This is a genomic window from Synechococcus sp. CC9616 (genome assembly GCF_000515235.1).
In the GTDB taxonomy this organism is placed as follows: Bacteria; Cyanobacteriota; Cyanobacteriia; order PCC-6307; family Cyanobiaceae; genus Parasynechococcus.
Genome location: NZ_KI911558.1, coordinates 822,312 through 848,829 on the forward strand (window position 1 = coordinate 822,312; position 26,518 = coordinate 848,829).

29 protein-coding genes are annotated in these 26,518 nt (G+C 59.4%); 19 read left to right on the plus strand and 10 right to left on the minus strand.

What is annotated here, in order from left to right:
- The first annotated feature begins 58 nt into the window (after positions 1–58).
- Positions 59–238 carry a hypothetical protein gene (locus SYN9616_RS0104685; RefSeq protein WP_028952088.1) on the plus strand — a complete coding sequence of 60 codons (180 nt, stop codon included), beginning with the start codon at positions 59–61 and terminating at the stop codon, positions 236–238.
- A gap of 205 nt (positions 239–443) precedes the next feature.
- On the plus strand, positions 444–1,484 hold the full coding sequence (locus SYN9616_RS0104690) for a PstS family phosphate ABC transporter substrate-binding protein (RefSeq protein ID WP_037991296.1): 1,041 nt from the start codon (positions 444–446) through the stop codon (positions 1,482–1,484).
- Positions 1,485–1,502: 18 nt separating this feature from the next.
- On the opposite strand, the gene csaB is transcribed toward SYN9616_RS0104690, so the two are convergent.
- Complete coding sequence (gene csaB / locus SYN9616_RS0104695; protein WP_028952090.1) at positions 1,503–2,564, minus strand: polysaccharide pyruvyl transferase CsaB; 1,062 nt, start codon at positions 2,562–2,564, stop codon at positions 1,503–1,505.
- Between the two features lie 71 nt (positions 2,565–2,635).
- Between csaB and SYN9616_RS0104700 the strand changes: the two genes are divergently transcribed.
- Genes SYN9616_RS0104700 through psaK form a run of 3 tightly spaced genes read left to right on the plus strand, consistent with a single transcriptional unit; the run spans position 2,636 to position 3,539 of the window.
- On the plus strand, positions 2,636–2,911 hold the full coding sequence (locus tag SYN9616_RS0104700) for a DUF2499 domain-containing protein (RefSeq protein WP_028952091.1): 276 nt from the start codon (positions 2,636–2,638) through the stop codon (positions 2,909–2,911).
- Position 2,912: 1 nt separating this feature from the next.
- Positions 2,913–3,224 carry a DUF3593 domain-containing protein gene (locus SYN9616_RS0104705; RefSeq protein ID WP_028952092.1) on the plus strand — a complete coding sequence of 104 codons (312 nt, stop codon included), beginning with the start codon at positions 2,913–2,915 and terminating at the stop codon, positions 3,222–3,224.
- Between the two features lie 57 nt (positions 3,225–3,281).
- Positions 3,282–3,539 carry a photosystem I reaction center subunit PsaK gene (gene psaK / locus SYN9616_RS0104710; protein ID WP_028952093.1) on the plus strand — a complete coding sequence of 86 codons (258 nt, stop codon included), beginning with the start codon at positions 3,282–3,284 and terminating at the stop codon, positions 3,537–3,539.
- A 79-nt stretch (positions 3,540–3,618) separates the two neighbouring features.
- Here psaK and dxs read toward each other — a convergent pair whose 3' ends face one another.
- Positions 3,619–5,544, minus strand: coding sequence for a 1-deoxy-D-xylulose-5-phosphate synthase (gene dxs, locus SYN9616_RS0104715; RefSeq protein WP_028952094.1), 1,926 nt, complete (start codon positions 5,542–5,544; stop codon positions 3,619–3,621).
- 80 nt (positions 5,545–5,624) lie between these two features.
- On the opposite strand from dxs, the gene ilvA reads away from it, so the two are divergent.
- From ilvA to SYN9616_RS0104730, 3 genes are read left to right on the plus strand one after another with little or no spacing between them, the layout of a single operon-like run.
- Positions 5,625–7,154, plus strand: coding sequence for a threonine ammonia-lyase, biosynthetic (gene ilvA / locus SYN9616_RS0104720; RefSeq protein ID WP_028952095.1), 1,530 nt, complete (start codon positions 5,625–5,627; stop codon positions 7,152–7,154).
- A 38-nt stretch (positions 7,155–7,192) separates the two neighbouring features.
- Entirely contained in the window at positions 7,193–7,723 is a 531-nt protein-coding gene (gene scpB, locus SYN9616_RS15205; RefSeq protein ID WP_037990678.1) for an SMC-Scp complex subunit ScpB, read from the plus strand.
- A gap of 25 nt (positions 7,724–7,748) precedes the next feature.
- A complete protein-coding gene (locus tag SYN9616_RS0104730; protein ID WP_028952096.1) occupies positions 7,749–8,042 on the plus strand; it encodes a YggT family protein in 294 nt (97 codons plus the stop codon).
- Between the two features lie 24 nt (positions 8,043–8,066).
- On the opposite strand, the gene SYN9616_RS0104735 is transcribed toward SYN9616_RS0104730, so the two are convergent.
- A complete protein-coding gene (locus SYN9616_RS0104735; protein WP_232200024.1) occupies positions 8,067–8,582 on the minus strand; it encodes a hypothetical protein in 516 nt (171 codons plus the stop codon).
- Positions 8,583–8,682: 100 nt separating this feature from the next.
- Between SYN9616_RS0104735 and mfd the strand changes: the two genes are divergently transcribed.
- The 4 genes from mfd (at position 8,683) to SYN9616_RS0104760 (ending at position 14,389) form a co-directional block, all read left to right on the plus strand.
- Entirely contained in the window at positions 8,683–12,261 is a 3,579-nt protein-coding gene (gene mfd, locus SYN9616_RS0104740; RefSeq protein ID WP_028952098.1) for a transcription-repair coupling factor, read from the plus strand.
- 78 nt (positions 12,262–12,339) lie between these two features.
- Entirely contained in the window at positions 12,340–12,510 is a 171-nt protein-coding gene (locus SYN9616_RS17595) for a hypothetical protein (protein WP_198015137.1), read from the plus strand.
- 138 nt (positions 12,511–12,648) lie between these two features.
- Positions 12,649–13,284: a hypothetical protein gene (locus SYN9616_RS16805; protein WP_198015138.1), complete on the plus strand. Its 636-nt coding sequence runs from the start codon at positions 12,649–12,651 to the stop codon at positions 13,282–13,284.
- Positions 13,285–13,915: 631 nt separating this feature from the next.
- Positions 13,916–14,389: a hypothetical protein gene (locus tag SYN9616_RS0104760; RefSeq protein WP_232200028.1), complete on the plus strand. Its 474-nt coding sequence runs from the start codon at positions 13,916–13,918 to the stop codon at positions 14,387–14,389.
- Here SYN9616_RS0104760 and SYN9616_RS0104765 read toward each other — a convergent pair.
- From SYN9616_RS0104765 to SYN9616_RS0104780, 4 genes are read right to left on the minus strand one after another with little or no spacing between them, the layout of a single operon-like run.
- Positions 14,380–15,732, minus strand: coding sequence for a S41 family peptidase (locus tag SYN9616_RS0104765; protein WP_028952101.1), 1,353 nt, complete (start codon positions 15,730–15,732; stop codon positions 14,380–14,382). The genes SYN9616_RS0104760 and SYN9616_RS0104765 overlap by 10 nt on opposite strands.
- A 25-nt stretch (positions 15,733–15,757) precedes the next feature.
- Positions 15,758–16,987 carry a (E)-4-hydroxy-3-methylbut-2-enyl-diphosphate synthase gene (gene ispG / locus SYN9616_RS0104770; protein WP_028952102.1) on the minus strand — a complete coding sequence of 410 codons (1,230 nt, stop codon included), beginning with the start codon at positions 16,985–16,987 and terminating at the stop codon, positions 15,758–15,760.
- A 22-nt stretch (positions 16,988–17,009) separates the two neighbouring features.
- Positions 17,010–17,594: a uracil-DNA glycosylase gene (locus SYN9616_RS0104775; protein WP_232200033.1), complete on the minus strand. Its 585-nt coding sequence runs from the start codon at positions 17,592–17,594 to the stop codon at positions 17,010–17,012.
- Complete coding sequence (locus SYN9616_RS0104780; RefSeq protein WP_028952104.1) at positions 17,594–17,998, minus strand: VOC family protein; 405 nt, start codon at positions 17,996–17,998, stop codon at positions 17,594–17,596. The genes SYN9616_RS0104775 and SYN9616_RS0104780 overlap by 1 nt, the downstream gene beginning before the upstream one ends.
- Before the next feature lie 84 nt (positions 17,999–18,082).
- Between SYN9616_RS0104780 and SYN9616_RS0104785 the strand changes: the two genes are divergently transcribed.
- The 6 genes from SYN9616_RS0104785 to SYN9616_RS0104810 all read left to right on the plus strand — a co-directional run bounded on the left by SYN9616_RS0104785 (position 18,083) and on the right by SYN9616_RS0104810 (position 24,016).
- Positions 18,083–19,261, plus strand: coding sequence for a pyridoxal phosphate-dependent aminotransferase (locus SYN9616_RS0104785; protein WP_028952105.1), 1,179 nt, complete (start codon positions 18,083–18,085; stop codon positions 19,259–19,261).
- Positions 19,262–19,287: 26 nt separating this feature from the next.
- Positions 19,288–20,187 (plus strand): putative selenate ABC transporter substrate-binding protein, encoded by a 900-nt coding sequence (locus SYN9616_RS0104790; RefSeq protein WP_028952106.1) that lies wholly within the window; start codon positions 19,288–19,290, stop codon positions 20,185–20,187.
- Positions 20,184–20,888, plus strand: a complete 705-nt coding sequence (locus SYN9616_RS0104795; protein WP_028952107.1) for an ATP-binding cassette domain-containing protein — start codon at positions 20,184–20,186, stop codon at positions 20,886–20,888. The genes SYN9616_RS0104790 and SYN9616_RS0104795 overlap by 4 nt, the downstream gene beginning before the upstream one ends.
- Positions 20,867–22,393 carry an ABC transporter permease gene (locus SYN9616_RS0104800; protein WP_028952108.1) on the plus strand — a complete coding sequence of 509 codons (1,527 nt, stop codon included), beginning with the start codon at positions 20,867–20,869 and terminating at the stop codon, positions 22,391–22,393. The genes SYN9616_RS0104795 and SYN9616_RS0104800 overlap by 22 nt, the downstream gene beginning before the upstream one ends.
- Before the next feature lie 15 nt (positions 22,394–22,408).
- Positions 22,409–23,080, plus strand: coding sequence for a GDSL-type esterase/lipase family protein (locus tag SYN9616_RS0104805; protein WP_028952109.1), 672 nt, complete (start codon positions 22,409–22,411; stop codon positions 23,078–23,080).
- A 111-nt stretch (positions 23,081–23,191) separates the two neighbouring features.
- Positions 23,192–24,016: a sigma-70 family RNA polymerase sigma factor gene (locus SYN9616_RS0104810; RefSeq protein ID WP_028952110.1), complete on the plus strand. Its 825-nt coding sequence runs from the start codon at positions 23,192–23,194 to the stop codon at positions 24,014–24,016.
- Here the strand turns inward: SYN9616_RS0104810 and SYN9616_RS0104815 are convergent.
- Positions 23,931–24,656 (minus strand): DUF92 domain-containing protein, encoded by a 726-nt coding sequence (locus tag SYN9616_RS0104815; RefSeq protein ID WP_037990680.1) that lies wholly within the window; start codon positions 24,654–24,656, stop codon positions 23,931–23,933. The genes SYN9616_RS0104810 and SYN9616_RS0104815 overlap by 86 nt on opposite strands.
- Before the next feature lie 131 nt (positions 24,657–24,787).
- Here SYN9616_RS0104815 and SYN9616_RS0104820 point away from each other — a divergent pair, with 131 nt between their 5' ends.
- Positions 24,788–25,291: a hypothetical protein gene (locus SYN9616_RS0104820; RefSeq protein WP_232200040.1), complete on the plus strand. Its 504-nt coding sequence runs from the start codon at positions 24,788–24,790 to the stop codon at positions 25,289–25,291.
- Here the strand turns inward: SYN9616_RS0104820 and SYN9616_RS0104825 are convergent.
- Positions 25,288–26,052: a 16S rRNA (uracil(1498)-N(3))-methyltransferase gene (locus SYN9616_RS0104825; RefSeq protein ID WP_028952113.1), complete on the minus strand. Its 765-nt coding sequence runs from the start codon at positions 26,050–26,052 to the stop codon at positions 25,288–25,290. The two genes, SYN9616_RS0104820 and SYN9616_RS0104825, sit on opposite strands and share 4 nt — an antisense overlap.
- Complete coding sequence (locus SYN9616_RS0104830; RefSeq protein WP_028952114.1) at positions 26,045–26,494, minus strand: DUF3531 family protein; 450 nt, start codon at positions 26,492–26,494, stop codon at positions 26,045–26,047. The genes SYN9616_RS0104825 and SYN9616_RS0104830 overlap by 8 nt, the downstream gene beginning before the upstream one ends.
- Between the last annotated feature and the right edge of the window lie 24 nt (positions 26,495–26,518).

A 26,518-nucleotide genomic window follows, 5' to 3' on the forward strand; every position in this document is an offset into this window, starting at 1 on the left:
GCGCATCACATCCAAGCAGTCTCTTACTCGCTGAAATGGGCCAACATGCACGAGTGCCATGGCTTCGCTGTTGTGGAGGAACCGCGGTGACGTGTTGATTTGCCTGGTGATTCAGAGCACGCTGATCCTGACAGGGGTGTCATTTCAGTACCTGGGCGACAGCGTGATCACGGGTTTTCGATGGGATCACCAACCAAGCAACGCGCCAATCCGCAAAACGGGCATCACCGTTGAATAACACAATCAACGTGATTAATAGAAGCATCGATAAGGATCAATGGTCTCCCATCATCGTGGTGTCAATTAACGTGATTTCCAAGGAATGACGTGATGCCACACAACGAGGATCTGTAAACAAAATCTGTCGTCACTGGTGCGATTACCGCCCCTTAACCCAGGTCGATCCGCTGCTGCTCATGATTGGAGGACTCCCTCCCGGACTGATGGGATCCAGCCCTGTGCTTCGTCCAGCACTCGCCGTCACAGCCTGCCTCAGCACTGTGATTGGACTGAGTGCCGGCATCAGCTTTGCCTCCAGCACGATCAAGATCAGTGGCTCCAGCACGGTTTATCCGATCACGCAGGCCGCGATCAAAGGTTTTCAGTCCACATCAGACGGCAAAAACGTCCAATTTGCCCTCAGTGAAACGGGATCCAGCGCAGGTCTGCGTCAGTTCTGCAACGGCAACATTCCGCTTGCGAACGCGTCCAGACCGATTTCCAGCAAAGAGCTGAAGCGTTGTTCAAACAATGGCATTCATTTCATCGAATTACCGATTGCATTTGATGCCATCACTGTGGTGGTGAATCCAGCCAACAATTGGGCCAATTCAATGACAGTCGGCGAGTTGTCGAGGCTGTGGAACAAACAAGCCCAGGACAAGGTGAACACATGGAATCAGGTTAATCTGGACTACCCGGCAAGCGCGATCAAGCTCTGCGGTCCTGGCAAACAGTCTGGAACATTCGATGTCTTCAACAAGACAATCAACGGATCAAAGAAAAACTCCCGAACAGATTACTTTGCCAGCGAAGATGACAACGACCTTGTAAAATTTGTGGCCTCTAACAAGGAAGCATTAGCATACTTTGGCTATTCCTATTACAAAAACAACACCTCTCGACTAAAAGCCGTCAAAATCGCCAACTCAAAAGGCATGCCTACCTCGCCTTCGGTGAAGACTGTTCAGAATGAAAAGTATCAACCATTATCCCGGCCGTTGTTTTTATACGTCAACGACAAACAACTACGAAGCAACAAAGCCTTCAGAACATTCATCTCCTACTACTTGCGAAATCTTGCAAAATTAGTCAAAAAAAGCAATTACATCCCTCTGCCTGATTCAACGTACCGGCTGGTGGATTCAAAGATGTATCGCCACATCCTTGGAACCTCCTTCGGAGGCGATCTTCCCGTCGGCCTGACCATTGGCCAAGCCATCGATCGCAGTTTTGACCAACACAAAACAAAAGATCACCGCTGATCCAAGTCAGTCAACGGCTCAGAGCATCCGCTTTAACAATTCAGCATGGGCTGATGCCCTGCTTCGAATGGCTTCGACGACCTGTGGATCAGCAGGCTGATCCACAGCCTGCCGCCACTGCATCAACAAGCCGTCCTGATCGGGGAGATCCTCCAGAGAGGTGCACGGCACACCCGCCATGTCGGCCGCAGCCGACACCTTCGGGTCGTAACTCAGAGCGGCCATGGGGCAGCACACCAACCTGGCCAGGATGAGCGCGTGAAGGCGCATCGGCAGCACGAGTCGGGCGTCTTGAACGGTGTCAACCACAGCCTGCAATCCATCAGGGACCACGGTGCAGCTACGAGCCAGAAGGTCCGGAGGAACCAACCCCCGCTGCGCCAGTGAGTCCAGCAATGAGGCGTCCTGATGCTGATGGAACGCAAGCCAGCGAACCGGTGCATCCAACTCGCAGGCCAGGATCGCCAGGGCCTGGAGCAACTGCCGCCAGTTGTCGTCCCGCAACAGGGACGTGGGTCTCCAGCTCAGGACCAGAGCTCGTCCCCCGATCCAGGCACGGCATGGCAGTTGCCAGACGGGATCAGGAGCCATCTGCATCGGCAGCGACGGAGCCCACTGACGCGCCCGCTCCAGTGAACGGGCATCCCGCCACGATGCGCCACTGCAGAAGGGCAGGACAAGCCTCACCATCAGACGGCTGATGGGACGCCTGAGCGGGCCGAGCCCCTGTCCCCAGAGGATCACAGTGCGGCCCTGCAGACGTGCCACCACGATCAGCAACAGGTAATACACCAGGCTGCGGACGCTGGTGCTGTCCTGCAGCAGGCTGCCCCCGCCCAGAACAAGCGCCCTCACGCTGCTGATGCTTCGAAGCACCGAGCGCAGTGAGCGTCGGTTCACGATCGACGCATCCGGCGCCAATCGTTGAATGGCCGACGCATCTCTCGCCGTGATCAGTGGTCTGACGCTCTCCGGCAGCTCCTGCAGCAGAACCTGCAGCAAGGCGTCATCGCCGAGGTTGTCCTCCCCGTAGTAACCGCAGAGCAACACATCGGGAGTTCCCGTTATCCCGACGCCCATGGCCTTCATTGCACTGCCGTCATGATCGGTTGTGGCGCGTTCCTAGGCTGATCCTTGCAGTCAAGGTCTGCGTGCACGTCCTGTCGCTGGGCACCTGGTGGATCCACATCGCCTCCGTGATCGAGTGGTGCCTGGCGATCGTGTTACTTGAGCGGCGCGGGCTGCGGGGAATGGCGCTGGCGATGCTTCCTGCCCTTGTTAGCGCCATGGCCGCCTGCACCTGGCATCTGTTTGACAACAGCGAAGCCCTGCGTGGGCTTGTGGTGCTTCAAGCCGGCTTCACCCTTGTCGGCAACACGACTCTGGCGGTCGCTGCACTGCAGCTGAAACGTCAGGAGGCCAGTTGACATGGGATTTGATCTCGCTGCAATTGATCCCGCACCACTGTTCGCCTTATCGCTGATTCCCTATCTGTTTTTCCTCTACTGGGCAAGACAGTGCAGCAGCATCCCGAAGGCAGCTCTGCTTGGGTTTCAACTGACTCTCCTGTTTGTGGTCGTGACCATTGCCGCTGCTGTGATCGCACTGCGCTGCTGCGATGCGGAACTTGTGGACATCGATGTCCTGCATGGAGGAGCGGAAGCGTTTCTCACCCTCGGCAATGCGGTTTTGGTGTGGGGACTGTTGCGACGCAAACCGGAAGAAGTGAACAACTCTTAAGAGAGTCGGGCGCAGCAACGCTGAACCCAGATGATGGAGCGTCGCTCCATGGCTTGCATGCTGACCCCCCTCTTTGCCATTGCTCCCGCAACTCTTTCCTGGTCTCCCAAAGTCGCCTTGGTGATGATCGTGTGCAACGTGATCGCCATCGGCGTCGGCAAGGCCACGATTAAGCATCCCAACGAAGGCGCTCAACTCCCCAATCCCGCTTTCTTTGGTGGTATGGGACACGCTGCCCTGCTGGGCACCACCAGCCTCGGACACATCATCGGCATCGGCGCCATCCAGGGCCTGGCTGCACGAGGAATTCTCTGAGATCACGCCCAATCAGGGAGGTTGCCGGGATCGTTCCCTGCAACCTTCCACTTGGCTGACTTAGCTCACAGACGCTGAGTCAGACCAGACCGACCTGCTTCTGACCGAGCTCCAGAGGTGCTCGAAGATCGAAGTGTTCGAGGATGCGATCCGACATCTGAGGTGGCGTCAGGCCCAGGTTGTCCTTGCTCTGCTGTGGCGTGGCATGGTCGACCAGCTGATCTGGAATGCCTATGCGAAGCATTTCCACAGTGATCGCCTCGTCTGAAAGGGATTCAAGAACAGCCGAACCGAATCCACCAGCTAAAGCACCCTCCTCCATGGTGACAACCCTGCCGATTCGACGGGCCAGAGGGTGAATCAGGGCCTGATCCAAAGGCCGCAGGAAACGGGCATTGATCACCGTGGCAGACAATCCCGCCTCCTCCAGCAGGGTGGCCGTCGCCAGAGCCGGATGGACCATGGCTCCATAGGCAACAAGCAAGAGATCATCCCCTTCTCGGAGCAACTCGCCCCGTCCGATCGGCAGCGATTCCCAGCCCTCCTCCATCAACGGCACACCGATTCCGGATCCACGGGGAATTCGCAGTGCTGCCGGGCCGTCATGGTCGAGACAGGTGACCAGCATGCGCTGCAGTTCGGCCTCATCCTTCGGAGCCATCACCGTGAAGTTCGGGATCGCTCGCATGTAACTGATGTCGTACTGCCCTTGGTGGGTTGGACCATCGGCACCAACGATGCCGGCCCGGTCCAGAACGAAGGTCACCGGCAGCTTCTGTATGCCCACATCGTGGATCAACTGATCGAAGGCCCTCTGCAGGAACGTGCTGTAGATCGCCACGACTGGACGAAGCCCCTCACAGGCCATGCCAGCCGCCAGTGTCACCGCATGCTGCTCGGCGATCCCGACATCGACGTATTGACTGGGGATGGCTTTCTGCAGCAGATCCAAACCGGTTCCGGTGGCCATGGCCGCCGTAATTCCCACAACCCGGCTGTCCTGCTCGCACAGCTTCACCAGGGATTGACCGAAGACCTTGCTGTAACTGGGCGGTTTGGGTGTTTTGGAGGGAATCGCCTTGCCGGTGTTCAGGTCGAAAGCCGATTGCGCGTGGTATCCCACCTGATCGGCTTCGGCGTAGGGATACCCCTTCCCTTTCGTTGTGACGACGTGCACCAGCACCGGGCCGCCATCACGATGGGCTGCTTCAAAGGTGCGTTTCATCTCGGCGATGTCGTGACCATCGATCGGACCCATGTATGTGAATCCGAGCTCCTCGAACACCGCACCGACCTTGGGAACAGCCAGACGACGCATGCTGTCTTTGAGGCGGTTCAACTCAGCTGGTAACTCACCGCCCATGAAAGGCAGATGGCGCACACTCTCCTCAACGCTGCCGGAAAGAAACTGCATCGGGGGGCTGAGTCGCATCCGATTGAGATGGTTCGACAGCGCTCCGACAGGTGGAGAGATCGACATGTCGTTGTCGTTGAGCACCACCACCAGAGGCGTGTGGGGCAAATGACCGGCGTGATTGATCGCCTCGAGAGCCATGCCGCCGGTGAGAGCTCCATCTCCGATCACCGCAACGCAACGAAAATCCTCCCCGCGCTGATCCCTGGCCATCGCCATCCCAAGGGCCGCCGAGATTGAGGTGCTGGCATGGCCCGCACCGAAATGATCGAACTTGCTTTCGCTGCGCTTGAGATATCCCGCCACACCGCTTTGTTGCCGGAGGGTGTTGAACGTGCCAAAACGTCCGGTGATCAGTTTGTGCGGGTAGGCCTGGTGACCCACATCCCAGACCACACGATCCTTGTCCAGATCAAGGGTCTGATAAAGCGCAAGCGTGAGTTCCACCACACCGAGTCCAGGTCCGAGGTGGCCACCGCTGGTGGACACCACCTCCAGATGACGCTCCCTGATCTGACGCGCGACGTCTTCCAGCTCCGCGATGCTGAGACCATGCAGCTGATTCGGATGGGTCAGATCTCCGAGATGCATGCACCACCCACTCCAACCCATGCAATCTACGGGGTCCATCCCGCTGCCAGATGGCCTATGGCCATGAAGAGAATGGAGGGATGACCGATTATCTGCAGAGAGTCCTGCGTGCCCGTGTCTATGACGTGGCCCGGGAGACGCCACTCGACTTCGCACCCAACCTCAGCCGGAGGCTGAACAACAGCATCTGGTTGAAGCGAGAGGATCTTCAACCGGTCTTCTCCTTCAAGCTCCGCGGGGCCTACAACCGCATGAGCAAGCTCTCGTCGGACGAGCTCGCCCGCGGTGTGATTGCTTCAAGCGCCGGGAACCATGCCCAGGGTGTGGCCCTCAGTGCCAAGCGTCTCGGCTGTCGTGCCGTGATTGTGATGCCTGCAACGACTCCAGAGGTCAAGGTGCGCGCCGTGCGGGCCCTTGAGGGGGAAGTTGTTCTGCATGGAGAGACCTATGACGAATCATCGGCAGAAGCGGAACGGCGCTGCCGCGAGGAAGGGCTCACCTACATCCACCCTTTCGATGATCCCGAGGTGATCGCGGGCCAGGGAACCATCGGTCTGGAGATCATGCGCCAGTGCGATCAACCGCCGCGTGCCATCTACTTGGCTGTTGGGGGCGGTGGCTTGATCAGCGGTGTGGCCTCCTACGTGAAAAGTCTCTGGCCGGATGTGGAGCTGATCGGAGTGGAACCGGAAGATGCCGCGGCGATGACGCGCTCGTTGGAAGCAGGGGAGAGGATTGAACTCAATCAGGTGGGGTTGTTCGCCGACGGGGTGGCTGTGCGACGGGTGGGTGTTGAAACCTTCGCTTTGGCCCAGCGTTATGTGGACCGGATGATCACCGTCGACACCGACGCCATCTGCGCCGCGATCAAAGACGTGTTCGAAGACACGCGATCGATCCTGGAACCGGCCGGAGCCCTTGCGGTGGCTGGTCTGAAGCGGGATGTGGCGGAGCGACATCTCGATCAGCAGCACCTGGTGGCCGTGGCCTGTGGCGCCAACATGAATTTCGACCGTCTGCGGTTCATTTCCGAACGGGCTGAACTCGGCGAGGAACGAGAAGCGATGCTTGCGGTGGAGATCCCTGAGCGGCCAGGGAGTCTCAGGGATTTGTGTGAAGAACTGAGAGACCGAAGCCTCACGGAATTCAGCTACCGGATGACGGAAGGTGCACGGGCCCAGATCTTCATCGGTGTTCAGATCCGCGGTGTGCAGGACAGGGTTGAGCTGGTGCAGAGCCTCACAAGTCGGGGATTTCCCTGCCAGGACCTCAGCGACAACGAATTTGCCGTCGTGCACCTGCGTCACATGGTGGGCGGCCGCCTGCCGGCATCAGCACGTCAAACCCCATCTGTCGACTGCCAGGAACTGCTTTACCGATTCGAGTTTCCGGAACGCCCTGGTGCCCTGATGACCTTCGTCAGCGCCCTGCACCCCGACTGGAGCATCAGCATCTTTCATTACCGCAATCACGGCTCCGACACGGGTCGAATCGTGGTGGGTGTTCTCGTGCCGGAGGCTGGACGAACGGAATGGACCCGCTTCCTCGACGAACTGGGTTACCCGAGTTGGGACGAAACGGAGAATCAGGCGTACCACCTGTTCCTTTAGGGATTGAGGCGGTACCTTGATGCATCACGAGGGTTGTGATGCCTGGTGTCCCTTCACTGGCTGCGCGGCTGGAAGCCATCCTTTATCTGAAAGGACGTCCGATCAGCATCGGTGAGCTCAGTGAATTGGCTCAGTCCGAGCGCAGCGAGGTGGAACAAGCTCTGCTCGTTCTCACAACCGGTTATGCCCAACGGGAGACAGCGCTGGAAATCGTTGAACTCAAGGGTCGCTATTGCCTGCAGTTGAAACCGGGTCTTGGAGATTTGGTGAAGAACCTGCTGCCCGTGAACCTTTCAACCGCCACCCTGCGAACCCTGGCCACCATTGCGTTGAAGAAGAGAATTTTGCAATCGGAACTGGTGGATCTTCGTGGCTCGGGTGCCTACGACCACATCAAAGAACTGCTGGCCCAGGATTTCATTGAGCGCCGTCGCCAGAGCGAAGGGCGTTCTTACTGGCTGACCCTGTCTGAGAAGTTTCATCGAACCTTTTCGGTGCTGCCAGACCTAACTCCCGCCACGATCAGTTCCGCCACCATCACTTCCGCCACCGTCTCGGAAGCTGCATAAAGTCAGGTAAGTCCCTTCCGATTCCATGGACCTTCTGGTGAACCTGTTTCAGGTGTTAGCCCAGACCCTGCAGATCTATTCGCTGGTCCTGATTGTGCGGGTGCTGCTCAGCTGGTTCCCGAATCTGGACTGGAGTAACCCGGTTCTTTCAACGGTGAGTTCGATCACCGATCCCTATCTCAATGCCTTCAGAGGCTTGATCCCACCATTGGGTGGGATTGATCTGTCCGCAATCCTGGCCTTCGTCGCCCTGAATCTGCTGCAGCAGCTGCTTCTGAATGCCAGCTTTGCCTTTTACGCCGAAGCTCTGCCTTACTGAATCCTGATTGGTGAGTCAACAGACTCACTGAATCGATTGTTCAAGAGGCAATAATTCATCTTCGACACCCGCTCGCGTTCGCACTGGAGCTGTGAAGCCCCTTGCTCTGGCGTTACGCACATCAAAGGGCCCAGGGGTGCCGGCTGGTACTGATAGACGCAAGGCAAAGGGATGGGTTCCGGGCTTCACATCCCCGATCGATCCCACCCTGGTTCGATTCGGCAGAACGGGTTCACCGCTGGCATCGAGGATGCGGGCAAAAACGTCCGTATCGACCACCGCCTTGCGAGCGGGGTTGTCGACCATGCCACTCAGCACAAAGCAGCTGGCACCCATCGGCCTGGCGAAATCGGGTTGATTGCCGGGGTCCTCGAGGCCACAGGGATCGAGGCTGACCCCGGAGAGTTTCAGCTCGGCGGCCCATGCCGGGCTGACGATCACGAGGGAGAGCAGCAGCGCCAGCAGGGCAGTCCGTAAACGAGCAAAGATCACGTTGATGGTTTCGGTACTGATTGCATGTACCGAGGACAGGTGTGACATCCAACCTATTCAGGCCAGGAAAGGGACGGACTCAAGCCGGTTCATCCCCCACACCGCCGTCCCCGCGCTGCAAAGATCGGAGGCTGGAAGCACCTCATGGATGCCGCTGAGATCCCTGGTCAGACAGCTGCAGGTCTCTGCTCTCAGTGGAGAACTGCTGGAGCGTTCCAGACGCACGGACCGCCTGTTGATGCGTGGGGCCGGGCGATGCAGCCGAGCCCTGATCGCCAGTGCCCTGGCCCGCAGAGATCAACGCCCCCTGCTGGTGGTGGTGCCCACCCTGGAGGAAGCGGGACGCTGGACGGCCCTGCTCGACCTGATGGGCTGGGACAGCGCTGGGCTGTACCCAACAAGTGAGGGATCTCCCTACGAGCCATTCGATCCCACCAGCGAAATCATCTGGGGACAGCTTCAGGTGCTCAGCGACCTGCTTGGCGATCCCGAGGGTGTCAACAAGGCGATTGTGGCGACGGAGCGATGTCTCCAACCCCACCTGCCACCTCCACAAGCACTCGCGGATCAATGCCGCACCTTGAAACGTGGCGACGAAATCGACCTCGAACAACTCGGCGAACGACTGGCCCATCTCGGATATGAACGGGTCTCGTCGATCGATCAGGAGGGCACCTGGAGCCGACGAGGGGACATCGTCGACATTTTCCCGGTCAGCAGCGAATTGCCAGTGCGTCTGGAATTCTTCGGAGAGGAGCTCGACAAACTGCGTGAGTTCGACCCCGCCAGCCAACGCTCCCTCGATGCGATCGAGCAGCTGCGGTTAACGCCGACCGGCTTCAGCCCACTGATCGCTGACCGGCTCCGAGATCAGATGCCCGAGGGGCTCGAGAGGCTTCTGGGGGAACAGGCGACAGAGATCCTGCTGGAGGGAGGCACCCCTGAGGGAATGCGTCGCCTCATGGGATTGGCATGGAATCAGCCAGCTTCACTGCTCGACTACCTACCGGAGCGGTGTTGCATCGTCATCGATGAGCGACGTCACGGCCTCGCTCATGGGCAGCAATGGCTGGATCATGCGACGGAGCATCATCAGGAGATGGCAGCTGAACTGGGGTTCAGCGAGGACGAACGGGACCGTCTCTGGCCTGGCGTGCTGCATCGAGACATCGCCGAGGCTTATCAAACAGCGGAGGCCTTTGAGGGCTTTGACCTGGCGGAGTTGCTCGAGGAGGACGCGCACCCCAACAGCTTCGACCTGGCCAGCCGACCGGTGCCGGCTTACCCCAACCAGTTCGGCAAGCTCGGCGAACTGATCAAGGGCTATCAAAAGGACAAAACCGCCGTCTGGCTGGTGTCCGCACAACCGAGCAGAGCCGTGGCGTTGCTCGAGGAACATGACTGCATCAGTCGTTTTGTTCCGAACAGCGGCGATGCTCCGGCGATTGAGCGGCTGATTCAACAGAACACGCCGGTGGCTCTCAAGACCCGGGGCAGTGCCGAGCTGGAGGGAGTGCAGTTGCCGGCCTGGCGCGTCGCCCTGGTGACCGATCGGGAATTTTTCGGCCAGCAGTCGCTGACGTCAAGCGGATACGTCCGTCGGCGCCGCAAGGCAGCCAGCCGCACTGTCGACCCCAACAAAATGCGTCCCGGCGACTTCGTCGTGCATCGCAATCACGGCATCGGACGCTTCAAGACGATGGAAAAGCTCGCCGTATCGGGCGACATCCGCGACTACCTGGTCGTGCAGTATGCGGATGGAACGCTTCGGGTCGCTGCAGATCAGCTGGGAAGCCTTGGTCGATACAGGGCCACCAGCGAAACGCCCCCCCAGCTCAGCCGAATGGGTGGATCGGCCTGGACCAAGGCCAAGGAACGAGCCAAGAAAGCCGTTCGCAAGGTCGCGATGGACCTGGTGAAGCTCTACGCGGAGCGACATCAGGCCAATGGCTACGCCTTTCCCGTCGATGGACCATGGCAGATCGAACTTGAAGAGTCGTTTCCCTTCGAACCGACTCCTGATCAACTCAAAGCCACGGCTGATGTGAAACGCGACATGGAGAAACCGGAGCCGATGGACAGGCTCGTATGCGGAGACGTGGGCTTCGGTAAAACCGAGGTCGCGATCCGCGCCATTTTCAAGGCGATTACGGCGGGAAAGCAGGTGGCCATGTTGGCACCAACAACCGTTCTGGCCCAGCAGCACTGGCGCACCCTGAGCGAACGCTTTGCGCCCTATCCGATCAAAGTGGCCTTGTTGAACCGTTTCCGAACAGCCTCGGAACGGAAAGGCATTCTTGATGGCCTCAAGACCGGCACGGTGGATGCGGTGGTGGGGACCCATCAGTTGCTGGGCAAAGGCGCAGCCTTCAACCAACTCGGCTTGCTTGTGGTGGATGAGGAACAGCGTTTCGGAGTCAACCAGAAAGAGAAAATCAAGGTCTTGAGAAAAGACGTCGACGTGTTGACGCTGTCGGCTACACCGATTCCTCGAACGCTCTATATGAGTCTCTCCGGAGTGCGAGAGATGAGTCTGATCACCACTCCCCCACCGTTGAGACGACCGATCAAAACCCACCTGGCCGCCCTGGATCCCGAAGCGGTCCGCAGTGCCATTCGCCAGGAACTCGATCGAGGCGGCCAGGTGTTTTATGTGGTGCCCCGGGTGGAGGGCATTGAGGACGTGGCTGCCTGGCTTCGCGGCATGCTTCCCGGTCTGAAGCTCTTGGTGGCGCACGGCCAGATGGCAGAGGGTGAGCTGGAGAGCGCCATGGTGGCGTTCAATGCCGGCGAGGCAGATGTGATGCTGTGCACCACGATCGTGGAGAGCGGTCTCGATATCCCTCGGGTGAACACGATTCTGATCGAGGACTCCCATCGATTCGGACTGGCCCAGCTCTATCAGTTGCGAGGACGAGTCGGTCGCAGCGGCATTCAGGCCCATGCCTGGTTGTTCTATCCAGGCAATGCCTCCCTGAGCGATAACGCTCGTCAACGTCTGCGGGCTATCCAGGAATTTGCCCAACTGGGCAGTGGCTACCAGCTGGCGATGCGGGACATGGAAATCCGAGGTGTCGGCAATCTGCTGGGGGTGGAGCAGAGCGGACAGATGGAGACGATCGGATTTGATCTGTATATGGAAATGCTGCAGGAATCCCTGGCGGAGATTCAAGGGCAGGACATTCCGAGCGTGGAAGACACCCAGGTGGACCTGCAGGTGACCGCCTTCGTCCCAGCGGACTGGATCACCGACCCAGACGAGAAAATTGCGGCCTACCGAGCCGCCGCCGACTGCACAAGTTCCGAAGCCCTGGTGGAACTGGCTGCTGGCTGGGCTGATCGCTACGGCGCACTACCCGGAGCTGTGCAGTCCCTCCTGCAACTCATGGAACTCAAGCTGCTGGCCAAACGCTGCGGTTTTTCCAGGATTCGGCCGGAAAAGCCAAACATCGCTCTGGAAACACCGATGGAGGAACCGGCGTTCCGCATGCTGCGACAAGGCCTTCCGCAGCATCTCCACGGACGCCTGGTGTATCAAGCCGGAAGTGGGATTCTCCACAAGGTCATGGCCCGTGGTCTTGGCGTGTTGCCGATGGAGAAGCAGTTGGAGCAACTGATGGAATGGCTCAAACAGATGGCGGCTCAGATACCCGATCTCGATGGACGAACTGCCGGCGAAGCGGAGGCAGACCAAAAGCGGCAGAACGACCAGGTGCTGCGGGTGTGACGGCGTAGTCCGATTTCTGAGAAAAACTCCACAAGTCCGCAAATCTTCGTTACATTGGCACCACTCAGACGTGGAGAGATGGGCGAATTCATTGAGCTGGGCACCACATCAGGTCCGATAGGACTAGTTAGTGGCTTGTTTTGCCTCAGCGCTCTCGGTCTCTTTGCCGTCTTTCAGACAGGCCAAAGCGATGACGACGATTCCAACGACGGTGGCGGTGGCGGCGGCCTGATGCAGCCAATCTCCTGACTTGAGCTCTGGCTCGTAAAAAGCATCTCAAACGCAGAAGAAATAGCTCCAGTCATCTTTGGTCACGACTGCATAACAGCCCAGTGATTATTCCCATTGTCGTCTGAATCAGGATGTAAATAGCTCAATTTCTGATTGATGAAGCGACTGAATACGTGTTTGCTACTGACCGTTGCAGCTGCAGGTTTAGGTCTTACTCCATCGGAATCAAAAGCCAGTCGCTGGTCTGATGTAGACGCACTTCGGCTTCGGCTTGAACGCAATGGTGTTCGGGTGACGCAAGGAGATTGCAAACGCGGACTACAAGGAGCTTATGACTCAAGACGAAATTATCTAATCGTCTGCAGAGCGCATCGAACGCCTGGTCAAGTCTGGAACACCCTGGCCCATGAAGCTGCCCATCGGATGCAGGATTGCGCCGGTGGATTGATTTCACGGCCAGAGCATGTTCAAGCCATGGTGAATACCTTGTCTCGCTATTCACCTCAGGACATTGCATCGCTACGCGCCTACCCACGCTCGCAACATCGCATTGAAATTGAAGCAAGGTACACAGCGAAGTTGCCACCCCAACAGGTGATGCAATTATTTGATCGCTACTGCTCAGGCCCTCAACGACAGGGCTTCACAATAGCTGGATATTCAAAAAAAGTCCATGGGGAAGGAGGTGTTGCAATGTCCTCAAACGATCAAACCAAACCAGACTTCAGTCTCGAACCCATCAAAACCTGGCTTTCGAGCTTACTGACATCATTCACCACGGTGTTCGCCTGAGACTGCCGGGTCAGAACCCTTTTCCTGACAAGCAGATAACCTCTCCATTGTTGAAGAGTTTACGGGCAGAAGAAAGCGATAGCCAGAACAAAGTGACGTCAAAAACACTGCCTGAAAAAACGACTATTTGTGGCAGATCGCCGCATATGCCCAATGGCAGCGATGAGCAGATTGATTCCCAACATTTTTAGGATCAAGTCAGCTCACACCACCGGATCTGCTGGGTTAATACCCATTAATCCGAAATTTTATCATTGACAGATCCCATGGACATGGTTCAACAGCCCCACGCCGTCATGCAAGCAAATCAAAGCAGCGAATAAGACATGCCCCCATCATCTAATTGCACTGCAATCAAAAAAATCGACCTGGCAGAACAATGTCATCAGATGTCTCCAGGTGCTGTGCACCCAGATGGAGCTTTCTCACCGAACAAGCGAATCAGCTCGATCGTTGGGACACCACGAACAAGCTCTGCAAGACATCAAGCGATCATATTCAGGGCCAGTTGGATCTGGTCACAGCTTTGTTGCAATTAGCGCGCATCAAGACATTCCAAAAGTGACAACCTGGAACTGACATACCAAGAAGACGCCAACTTTTTATGGAATCACTTTTAATGCAACTAGCAATGGCTGCCCTGTCCCAGTTCGGCGGTGGCGGATTGGGTGGCAATGGCTTTGGAGGAGGCGGCATGGGACTGCCTTTGGGCGGCGGTTACGGGATGCCGACGCGCCCCCAGCCGATTGCCTATCCCCAGGCCCCGGTGATGAGGCCCGCACCTGCTCCGATCCAAACCCAGGGGCCAGCCATGCAGGCCAGCACCCTGGCCGCGACAACCTGTCTGCTCAGGAACGGTGAGCTGAGCAGGAGGCAGGCCATGACGATGCTGGATCGGCAGGGGCAGAGGATGGGATGGGCTCCGGGTTGGGGACGCTCGATTCCCGTCAGCGTTGTTGATCGCACCATCGCTGGTGCTGGAGGCTGCCAGGCCCTGTTAGCCAGCATCAGAAACGGACGTCAGCCAGGGGTGACCCAGGTTGCCGGCAGCGGTATGGGAAGCCGCAGCCAGCAGGAGGGTTTCGGGTTGTATCCCTACCGCTGAAACGCGGATAAGAGGTTGGCGCTGGTCGGGTCGTAGGTCTGGCCAGCACTGGCTTGTCCCAGAATTCTGATCAGTGTTGTTTCAGCAACTCTGTACTGGCTATCGCGACCCGTACCGAGATCATCTGCGGTGATCGATCGGATTTCATCCTCAGTCATCGTGGCCTGAACATCAGGCTCGATGCCGTTTTGGTGGATGTCACGTCCACTGGGGGTGAGGTATTTGGCGATGGTCACGGTCATCCCCGAGCCATCAGCCAAACCGCGGACGGACTGCACAAGGCCCTTACCAAAGGTCTTCATCCCCACGAGCTGAGCGCGGTCGTTGTCCTGCAGGGCACCGGAGAGAATTTCGCTGGCGCTGGCCGAGCCCTCATTGACGAGGATCACCATTGGTTTGTCGGTGATGGCAGACCCCGTCGCCCGTCGAACATCGCGGATACCTTCCCGCGTCCGCGTGCTCACGATGGTTCCTTCATTCAGCCACTGCCGGGCAATGTCGACGCTTGCCTCCAGGAGGCCGCCGGGATTGCTCCGGAGATCCAGCACATATCCCTGTGCCCCTTCCGATTCCAGCTCACGAATCGCGTCTCGCATTTCACGCGAGGCGTTGGCATTGAACTGTTTCAGCCGGATGTAGCCGATCTTGTTGCCGTTGGGCGCCGTATTCAGAGAGGTGTCAACGGAATTGATTTCAATGCGTGCACGAACCAGTGGCACGTTCAGGACCTGACCCTTGCGGCGAAGCCCCAACTCAACCTTCGAGCCTTCCGGTCCACGGATCAGCTTCACGGCATCGGCCGTGCTCATGCCTTTTGTGGACTTGCCGTCGATGGTGACGATCACGTCCTGGGGCTGGACGCCAGCCTTCGATGCCGGTGTGCCTTCAATCGGAGACACCACCGTGAGCTCCTTGGTGTCCTTATCCAGTGAGAGCTGAATCCCCACACCCAGGAGTTCCCCGGACGTGTCGATCTGCATCTCCTTGAATTCCTTCGGATCCAGGAAGCGCGTATAGGGATCCTTCAAGCTGGCGAGCATGCCCCGGATCGCCTCGTAAGACTCGCCGGTGCCCGAATAGGACTTAGCCAGTAGTTGACGACGCAGCTGCTTCCAGCGATCCGGCGAATAGGACACGCTCGAATCAAGAAAATCGCGGTAGACGATTTGCCACACCTGATCGATCACCTCTTTGGGGCTGTCAGTGATCGAGCCACCGGACGCGCTCGGCAGGCTGAGGCTCGGCTGCGCCACCGTCACCGCGGTGGCCACACCAGCGAGACCAAGCACCACCAAAAGAGGGCCAGAACGAAGCAGCGAACCCAGACGGATGGGACTGGGCATGCGCCCTCGTAATCGGTTCTTTACGTTAACGAGTTGGGGCGGGATCTACCCAACGCCCATCCTCTTTGATCAACTGGATCAGGGCCTCAACACCTTCGGCCTCGGGAACTTTGCGGATCTCTTCGCGCCCGCGGTACAGCGCAATCACCCCAGGGCCTCTGCCGACGTAGCCGTAGTCGGCATCAGCCATCTCACCGGGACCATTGACGATGCAACCCATCACGGCGATGTCCAAGCCTGTGAGGTGATCAGTAGCCGAACGAACCTGCTTCAGCACTTCCTCAAGGTTGAACAGGGTGCGGCCGCAGCTTGGGCAAGCCACGTATTCCACCATCGTCTTGCGCAGTCCCAGTGCCTGAAGAATCGAGTAGCAAACTGGGATTTCACGCTCTGGAGACTCGGTCAGCGATACGCGGAGCGTGTCTCCCAGACCGTCCGCCAGCAGGGTGGCAATGCCCGCCGTGCTCTTGATCCGGCCGTAATCACCATCGCCGGCTTCCGTGACGCCGAGGTGCAGGGGGTAATTGAATCCGGCCTCATCCAGCGTGTCCGCCATCAGGCGATAAGCCGCCAGCATCACAGGCGCGCGCGAGGCTTTCATCGACACAACGATGTTGTGAAAATCGAGGTCGTCGCAGATCCGAACGAACTCCATCGCCGACTCCACCATTCCCTTGGGGGTGTCTCCATAGGTGAACAGCATCCGCTCCGCCAGCGATCCGTGATTCACACCGATCCGCAGGGCTTTGTTCTGATCACGCAGCAGGGTGACCAGGGGTTCGAACGTCTCGCGGATCTTGGTTCCAATGGCTGCGAACTCTTCAGCCGAGAAGTCCTGACGGTTGGGATCGGGCTTGTCAAAGACGAACAAGCCCGGATTGATCCGCACTTTGTCGACGTGCTGCGCAACCTCCATGGCGATCCTGAGGCCGTTGTGATGCACGTCCGCCACCAGGGGAACCATGCAGCCTTGCGCCCGCAAGGAAGCGCGGATCTCACCCATCGCCTTGGCATGGGCCATGGAGGGCGTGGTCACACGAACGATCTCACTGCCGGCCTCAGCAAGCCGCAGGATGCCCCCCACAGCTGCCTTGATATCGAGCGTGTCCTCATTGATCATCGACTGCACCACCACTGGGTGCTCGCTGCCGATGGGAATGTCACCGACCATCACGGTGCGGGTGACCCGGCGGTTGATCTGGGTGTCGTAGCGACGGTCCACAACGGCCGCTGTGGTCGGCAGGGTGGCGGTCATGGCGGATGTTGCCGCATGCAGGTCAACGTTCGCACAGGCGACGCCGAACCGCGCTGAAATCAGCGCGGGTTAGATCGAGGGGGGCACCGGGATCGCTGGAGGGATTGCGCAGCAGATAGGAAGGATGGAAGACCGGCATCACGGCTCTCTGGTTCCAGCTTTGCCAGCGCCCCCGCAGCTGGCTCATCCCACCCTTGATCTGAAGGATCGCTTCTACAGCCGTTGCACCAGCCAGCACGATCACCTCAGGATTCACCAGATCCAGCTGCAGATCGAGCCAGGGTCGACAGGCCGCCAACTCACTGCGCTTGGGGCGTCGATTCTTGGGCGGACGGCACTTCACCGCATTGCAGATATAAACGTCACGCTCGAGATCAAAGCCAACCTCCTTCAAGAGACGATCCAGGGCCAAACCGGAACGCCCCACGAACGGTTGACCGGTGGCGTCTTCACGAGCCCCTGGCGCTTCTCCGATCACCATCAAAGGCGCCTCGGTATTGCCGCGCGCAATCACAACCGTCTGCCGTGTTTCAGCCAGGGAGCAGTCCGTGCAGCTGGAACAGCGCTGAAGCGCCTCGTCCGTCATGAGACGTGAGGTGTCGCTCATCAGCCTGTACGCGTCGCCGCAGGAGCAATTGGAACAACGATCAAACAAGTGTTGCCCTCAGGATCCTGCAACCAGCACTCCGCGCCGAAGCGTTCAAGGCGTGGATCCTCCACCACCTCAGCTCCGATTCTCTGCAGCTCTGGCAGCAGGCAATTGAGTCGCTCCAGCGGAGTTTGGCTGGCATCCAGGCGCAAACAGATCGAGAGACAGCGGCCTCGCTCCGGGAAGGGACGGGACCGAGACGGGCGATAGATCTCTAGTGCCACACCCTCGGCCAGCACGAGGGTCCAGTGCTGATCTGAGAAGCCCTGTTGGGCCTCCCGGTTCAGCACCGTTTCATAAAACAGTTTCAGCTGCCCAGGCTCATGGGAGGCCAACACCCAGCTGATCTGCGTTGGATTCATGGCTGAAGCCGAAGGAAGGGTGATCTGCGACACCACGTGAGGCAGGATGAGATTTTGAAGCGCACCGGGGGTGGTGCGTTGCCGATGCCCAGTCCGTTAGCCCTTTCCGATCGAGCCAAGTCCCTCAGGCCCTCCCTCACCCTGGAGATCTCGGCACGGGCGAAGGCGTTGAAGAACGCAGGACAGGATATTTGCAGTCTGAGTGCTGGCGAGCCGGATTTTGATACCCCTGATTTCATCGTTGAAGCCACTCAGCAAGCGTTGCGTGATGGCATTACGCGCTATGGGCCGGCCGCGGGGGATCCGGAGCTGAGAACCGCTGTGGCGGAAAAGCTGACGAGGGAAAACGGTATCCCCACGTCATCCGCCCAGGTGCTGATCACCAACGGCGGCAAACAAGCGATCTACAACCTGTTCCAGGTGCTGCTGAATCCTGGAGATGAAGTCCTGATTCCCGCGCCTTTCTGGCTGAGCTATCCCGCCATCGCATCAATGGCGGGAGCTGAATCACGTTTGATTCCATCCCTGGCCAGAGAGGGATTCCGTCTGGATCTCGAGCAACTCGAACAAGCCATTACAGCCAGAAGCAAACTTCTGGTGATCAACAGCCCAGGCAATCCAACAGGACGGGTGATGGACCGTTCCGAGCTGGAACAGATCGTGGCCCTGATGCATCGCCATCCCCAGCTGTCTGTGATGAGCGATGAGATCTATGAATATCTCCTGGCCGAAGGCCAGACACACTGCAGCGTTGCCTCACTCGACACGAGCCTGGCCGATCGCTGTTTCACCGTGAACGGCTTCGCCAAAGGTTGGGCCATGACGGGCTGGCGGCTTGGGTATGTGGCTGGTGCTGAATCGGTGATTAAGGCGGCGACAGCGCTTCAGAGCCAGAGCACAAGCAACGTCTGCAGCTTTGCTCAGCGCGGCGCACTGGCGGCACTGCAGGGGTCGAGACAGTGCGTTGAATCCATGGCCGACAGCTACAACCGCCGGCGCCGTTTGCTGAGCGAAGGGCTGCGCACAATCGACGGCATCACCCTGTGCGATCCCCAGGGAGCCTTCTATGCGTTTCCCCAGTTGCCCCAGGGAAGCGAGGATTCGATCGCTTTCTGTCGCCGTGCACTGGACGAGCAGGGGCTCGCTTTGGTTCCGGGCGCCGCCTTCGGAGATGACACCTGCATCCGCATGTCGTGCGCTGTATCGCGTGAGACGATCGAGGACGGTCTAAGGCGATTGCGCAGCTTGCTCAACAACCGCTGAACCGACCCACCAAAACCACCCTCAAAATGCCCACCCGAGAACGTCGGGCCGTGGTTCTCACCGGACTGATCCTCAGTCTCGGAATCACGGCCTCAAGCACCTCCGCTGGCCAAACCCTCAAAGTCGGTGCCATTCCGGATCAGAACCCGGAGAAACTGAATCGTCTTTATGGGTCTCTCGCGCAGGAGCTCAGCGCCAAGCTGAACGTCCCAGTCCGTTACGTCCCGGTTAGCAACTACGCCGCCGCCGTCAGTGCCTTCCGCACCGGCAGCCTTGACCTGGTCTGGTTCGGTGGCCTGACCGGCGTTCAGGCACGCCTTCAGACCCCCGGTGCACGGGTTCTGGCGCAACGGGACATCGATGCCCGTTTCACCAGCGTGTTCATCGCCAACGGCAGCAGCGGCCTGAGACCGATCAACAGCCAGGATCAGCTGAAGCAACTGAAGGGCAAACGGTTCACGTTCGGCTCGGAAAGCTCCACGTCTGGTCGTTTGATGCCGCAGTACTTCATGAAGCAGGCGAGCGTCACCCCCGCTGATTTCGCCGGTGGTCGACCCGGTTTCAGCGGCAGCCATGACGCCACCATCGCCATGGTACAAAGCGGTGCATACCAGGCCGGTGCTCTGAACGAGCAGGTCTGGTCCAGCAATGTGAAGGCCGGCAAGGTTGACCCCAACAAAGTCCGCGTGATCTGGAGGACGCCGACCTACCCGGATTACCACTGGGTCGCACGTCCCGGCCTTGATCAGCGTTTCGGCAGCGGCTTCACGGAACGCATCCGCACCACACTGATTGGCCTGAAACCGGACACGGCCCGTCGCCGTGACGTGCTCGAGCTATTTGGAGCCAAACGCTTCATACCGGCCAAGGCGTCCGACTATGCGGCGATCGAAAAGGTGGGACGTCAGCTGGGCAAAATCCGGTGAATGGCGTACTGGAGCTGACGCGAGCAGGCGTCGAAGGACGCCTGAAGCCGTTCAGCCTCCGGATCAGCCTCGGAGAGCGTGTCTGCCTGCTTGGTCGCAGCGGTGCCGGCAAGAGCAGCTTGCTCTCTCTTGCCAATGGCAGTCTTCAACCGGATCAAGGAACCGTTCACTGGAACGGGACTGCCGTGCATCGGCTGTCCAGGAATCAGCGGCGTGCGATCGGCACGCTCTGGCAGGAGCTTCTGCTCGTGGAAGAACTGAACGTGGCACGCAACATCAACGCAGGAGCTCTCGGCCGCCATTCACTGCTGTGGGCTCTTCGCAACCTGCTAAGCCCGCTGGCCCATGGGGACTGTCTTGCAGTGATGCAGCAGGTGGGACTGGAAGCCGAACTGCTCGAAACACCTGTGGCCCAGCTGTCCGGTGGTCAGCGTCAACGCGTTGCCCTGGCAAGACTGCTGCGTCAGCAACCGTCATTGGCACTGGCGGATGAACCTCTCTCGGCGCTGGACCCACGGCTCTCTGAACAGGTTCTGGAACAGCTGCTGGCACTGCCTGGTTGTGTGGTGAGCCTGCACCGCCCCGACCTGGTCCGACATTTCGACCGTGTGCTCGGATTACGCGACGGCCATCTGGTGATGGATCAACCCAGCGGCAATCTGCATCCTGAGGACCTGCAATGGCTCTATCAGGACGACTGAAGCCAGCTCTGCCACTGCTGCCGCTGCTGCCGGCGCTGGTGTTTCCACCACTGCTCATTCAGATGCTGGGTGATCTGCACGGTGGCGGGCTGACCCTGCTGAGCCAGTTCGTGGTGGCCGCATTTCAGCCATCTCTGGATCCGACGGTGCTCTCCGCACAGGTCACTGGGCTCCAGATCACTCTGATCACGGCCTTGCTCTCCTGGAGTCTCAGCTGCGTCGTGGGCGTTCTGCTCGGACTGATCAGCTCACGAACGATCTGGGTCCTGGTCTCCGGCACTGCAGGAGCATCCCGCTGGATCAGACGGCTGCTTTCCCCCCTGCGATCGCTGCATGAGCTGATCTGGGGTCTGCTGCTGCTGCAGATCTTCGGACTCAGCAGCTGGGTGGCCGTCATGGCCATCGCTTTGCCCTATGCGGCCTTGATGGCACGGGTGGTGGCAGACCAGATCGACAGTCGTGATATCCCAGCCATGAAGGCCTTGCGCAGCAATGGGGCTGGAACGATTCCCACGCTGATCACCGCACTGCTGCCGTCGTTCGCAGAGAGCCTCAGTCACCACATGGCGCACAGACTCGAATGCGCTCTGCGATCCGCACTGCTGCTCGGGGTGTTCGGACTCGGTGGGCTCGGGACCGACCTGGCCCTGAGCATGCAGTCGCTGCAATTCAACGAGCTGTGGAGCGGTCTGTGGCTCCTGGCGATGGCGATGGGATCACTCGAAGTTCTCACCCATCGACTGGGTGTGAAGCTGATCGGAGCCCTGATCCTGCTGGCTCCCGGTGTTGGCGCTGGCTGGGGGCGACTGCTCGCGATGGATCTCTCGATGCCACAGCTGATGCTTCCCCTGACGGATCTCTCCGGCAGTGGAGCTCTCAACGCTGCCATCGAAGCCCTGCCAACAGCCCCCTGGCTCACGCTGATCGGGTCAACGATCTGGCTCACCGCCCTGGCGGCTGCCGTCGCCATCGGCGGACCACCCCTAGGCCTGTTGCTCTGGCCAGGGCGCTATGGCGTTGTGATGCAGCGTGTCAGTTGGGGGTTGATGCGCCTGTTCCCGCCACCCCTGACGGCACTGCTTCTGCTGCTGCTTGCCAAACCAAGCCTGGGACTGGCCGCCATCGCTTTGGGGCTGCATCACCTCGGGGTGATGGGACGCGTGCTGCAGGACGAACTCGACAGCCGCAGCAACGCCACCCGAACGGCCATGCAGTGCAGCGGTGCATCCCAGCGCCTCTGCTGGCTTTATGGAGACCTGGCTGGCGCGAGTCGCAATTACCTCGCCTATGCCGCCTATCGCATGGATGTGATTCTGCGCGATACTGCCGTGGTGGCCCTAGTGGGAGGAGCCGGGCTGGGCTGGCAACTGCGGGAATCGCTGACGTCCTTTCACTGGGCTCTGGTGATCTGGCTCGTTCTTGCCTATGCCCTGCTCACCATGGCCGGTGAGATGGTGAGTGAGCGACTGCAAAATCACTGGGCCTGCGAAGCTGGCGGGCTGTGAACACCTGATCAGGTGATGACGCTTGCCCCGCGACAACTCGTGGTGCTGGGTGACAGTGGCGTGCACGGCTGGGGAGACCGCGAGGGCGGCGGCTGGTGCCAGCGGCTCCGGCTGCAGTGGATGGGCCTGCCTAAAACGCCGGTGGTCTATGGCCTTGGAGTGCGCGGCGATGGATTGGAGCGTGTAGCGGCGCGCTGGCGATCGGAGTGGTCCTGTCGTGGTGAATTGCGTCGCCATGTCCCCGATGGCGTTTTGCTGAGTGTCGGCTTGAACGACACGGCACGGGTGGGGCGTGTTGACGGCCGGCCCCAACTCAGCCTGGAAGGCTTTGGTTTTGGCATGGCTCGGCTGCTGGAGGAGATGCGTCAGAGCTGCAGCGCTCTGGTGCTTGGGCTGACGCCGGTTGATGAGCAGGTGATGCCCTTTGCCAATTGCCTCTGGTACAGCAATCGGGACATCGAGCGCTACGAAGCCGCCCTCGGCGAGGTCTGCCATGACGCTGACGTGCCATTTCTGCCGTTGCATCAGGCGATGCGATCGGATCCTGCCTGGCTGAGCTGGATCGAACCCGATGGAATCCACCTCAACGCCGATGGCCATGCCTGGATCCACCGTCAAGTTCGGGAATGGACGGCACTGCTGGCCTGGGCCCAGCTGGACACCACCGCCGATGTGTCTGTCCGCTAGCTCTCAAATCAAGTAACGAGCCGGAGGGCACCTGAGTGCCGAATCCAGGCACCTGGGTGTGCAGCCTGCGAAGCCAGCCAGGGAAAGGCTGTGGGGGACTGAAGTTTTCCCATGAACCGATCCATTCGCAAAATCATCCGTCAACGCCGCGAAGCCCATCGCGGTCTTGATCCAGTCACCACCAAACGCAATCAATCTCTGCTTGAACATCTCGGGCTGGCCCACCTCGCCGCACGACGACAAGCCAACAAAGGATGCGAGGACTTCGACGATCTCCTCCAGGAGTCCCGCATTGGCGTTCTGACAGCCATCGAGCGCTTTGATCCTTCTCGTGGGTTTCAGCCAAGCAGCTATCTGATCAGCCGCGCCACAGGACAGATCCTCCACTACCGCCGCGACCGGGCGGAATGCTTTCGAATTCCCTGGCGCCTGCGTGATCTAACCGTGAAATGCGCGCGACTCCAGCAGGAACAAGAGGCGATCGGCAAGCCACGGCTCTCTGAGCAGGAGCTGGCCGTGCAGCTTGGCGTCAGCACTGAACGCCTGCGACAGGCCCAAGAGGCCGTTCGGATGGCGCGTCTGGGGAGGCTTGATCAGAACAGCGATAGCCGTGGAGAGCAGACCGCAAGCTGCCAACTCGAACAGCTCGAACAACCCGAGGATGTCCAAGACCACCAAAGGGACTGGCTACTGAAGGTGTTCAACGATCTTGAGCCCAATCAGCAGGAATGGCTGCGTGGCTACTTCATCGAGCGCATGAGCCTTGTGAGCATGAGCCGCTGCTTTGGCGTCAGTCGAGCCCGGATCAAATCCGGCATCCAAGACGCTGTGAAACAGCTGCAGCGATGGGCTAGGCGAGATGGAGAACTGCTGCCAGCAACATGGCAAGTGCTGCGGCCAGCAACGTCTGCAAGGCATTCACGAGCTCATTGCTGAGCCAGCTGAAGCGGTCCTGGGCGACAGCGCCCAGGACACTCTCCGCGAGGGTGGCCTTCAGCCCCACACTCGCCACCAAAATCCAGCAAGGCCAGTTGGGGAGAAAACCCAGAACACCCATCACAACAGTCATCAACACGCTGCCGACGCCACTGGCGAAGGTGCCTTCGAGACTGATGGCTCCCTCAGTTCCAGGCGCAACAGGCTTAAGGGTGGTGATCAGCACGGTGGTGCGGCCCCAGCGTTTGCCGATCTCACTGCCAAACGTATCCGCCAACTTGGCCGAGAAACTGGCGGCGAAGCCGATCAGGAGAAGGGAGCGCGGCTCAACACCAGCACCGATCAGCAGGGCAAGCACTGCACCTGTGGCTGCGGAGCCCCAAACATTCTCCGGCCCGCGTTGCCCCCCGCGAGCCTCTGCCAGCCCGCGTTGCTGCTTGTTCTGCCAACCCAGCTTGGTCACCAGACTTCCCAGCACCAGATAAGCCACTACCGACAGCCAACCGGTCCAGCCGATTCCTCCCCAAAGAACCGTGCCGAGGATGCCGGCATGGACCCATCCAGCTCGGGTCAGCACGGATGTGGTTTGCGCAAACGAGATCAACACCGCATTGATCAGCAGTGCCGTCAGCCAGGCCATCACAGGGATCAAGAGGCTTTGGAGATTACGGCGATTCCAGAGGCCCCCGTGGGACAGCCTTGTGATCCAAGCGGTAAATAATGTGTCACCTCTTTCGCGAAAGGCCCTGTTCCGCAGGGGCTGAGGAGAAGATGGGCCCCTGTTCGGAGTCCATCGGCATGGTGTTCAACAGGTCCGGTAACGCCGGCTTCTTTCTGACACTTGAGGACACCGACAGCAAAAGTGCCGGTGTGGTTCTGAACCCTGGCGAGCCAGCTGCATCCGAACCGGAGCCGATTGCACCAGCAACGGAAACCCAGCCAGTGGCTGTAGCAACGCCTGCGGCTGTAGCGACGCCTGCTGCGGCCGCCAGTGGGTCTGCTGATCTCCCTGCTGCCGAAGCAGTTGCCACAACAAAAGCAACTGCCACTTCACAAGCAACAACAACAGAAGTAAAAACAACAGGATTTCAAACAACAGCCGAAGCGATCGCTGCCGAGCTGGCTGCAGCCGAGGCTGCCCGTCCTGCTGTTCCCCTCACAACCTTCGCGCCAGACAACCTGATGCCAGGCAGTGCTCTGCGGCAGGGACGACGCCGTCCCGGAGCCAGCATGAAGGGATTCCGGACCATCGCCGGAGATCTGTTCAAGGCCTAAGCGCCCGTTGAGGACCTCTCTTTGCTGCGCGAGCGCCAGCTCACCAGCGTCACCGCGGCACGAACAGCAGCGGTTGAAGAGCGCAGGATCGAGTCTCCCAAACGCACCGGTTGCCAGCCACGCTGATCCGCCAGCTGACGCTCACGCTCGCTCCAGCCACCCTCAGGACCAATCACGATCCAGATCGGACGCGCTCGATCGGCACAGCCCATCAACCAATCTTCAGCACAGGGGACGGTCTCCTCTCGGGTGACAGCAAAACCAACGAGCGCCTCCGTCTCTGGGCACCACGCATCAAGAGAGTTCAGATCCGCCAATTGCGGACTCCAGAGCCGCTCACACTGCTCCACCGCCTCGCGCAGGATCACGCTCCATCGCTGGGGACGATGGTCAGCCTGGACAACGCGTCGATCGCTGGTGAGGGGCTGAAAACGATCCACCCCCAGCTCGCAGCCCATGCGCAGCCAATCCTCCATGCCGCGGCGCATCAGCACGGCCGCAACACCGAGCGGAGGTTCCGGCGCTGGCACCCGCTGGGACAGGTTCTGTCCCGCAGGGATTTCAAGTTGATCCGATCCGAGAAGGCACGCGGTCCAGCATCCCCCCGTGCCATCGACAACAGCCACGGCATCCCCGGAGCGCAGTCGCAGCACACGCCGCAGGTAATGGGATTCGTCCGGCAGGAGTTGAAGCTGCCGCTCCCCGTCGGCCAGCCGATCCAGACGCGCCGGATCAACCAGCAAGCGACGAAGTTCAGCCACCGGCAGGAAACACGCTGTCGGGATGCTCTTCCACCGGCCAGTCCTCGTTGACGCCGCCGACCACAAGCTCCTCGATTTGAACCACGTCGGTATCCAGCTGGCGCAAGGCGTTGATCAACACATCAATGGCGACTCCATCGCTGGTGCCCATATCCATCCAGCAGCGCGCCCATTCCTGCTGGTATTCCAGCTGCCCCATGTTGTGCATCAGGGCCGGCATCACCGACTCAGCATCGTCGTTGTCGTAGCCCATCCAACTCAGATCAGCGCCCTCCTCATGCACCTGGAGGTTCTCCGCATTGAACCCACCCAAACGTCCGATCACGTACCAGCTGTCGAAGATTCCATCGACGTAATTGCGTTCACCCTGACTGGGGACCTCGGCAAATCGAAGCCACAACCAGCAGTTGAAAGGATCGACCTCGCGAAAACGGACGTCCATGGATCCAACGGGCTTTTCGCATCA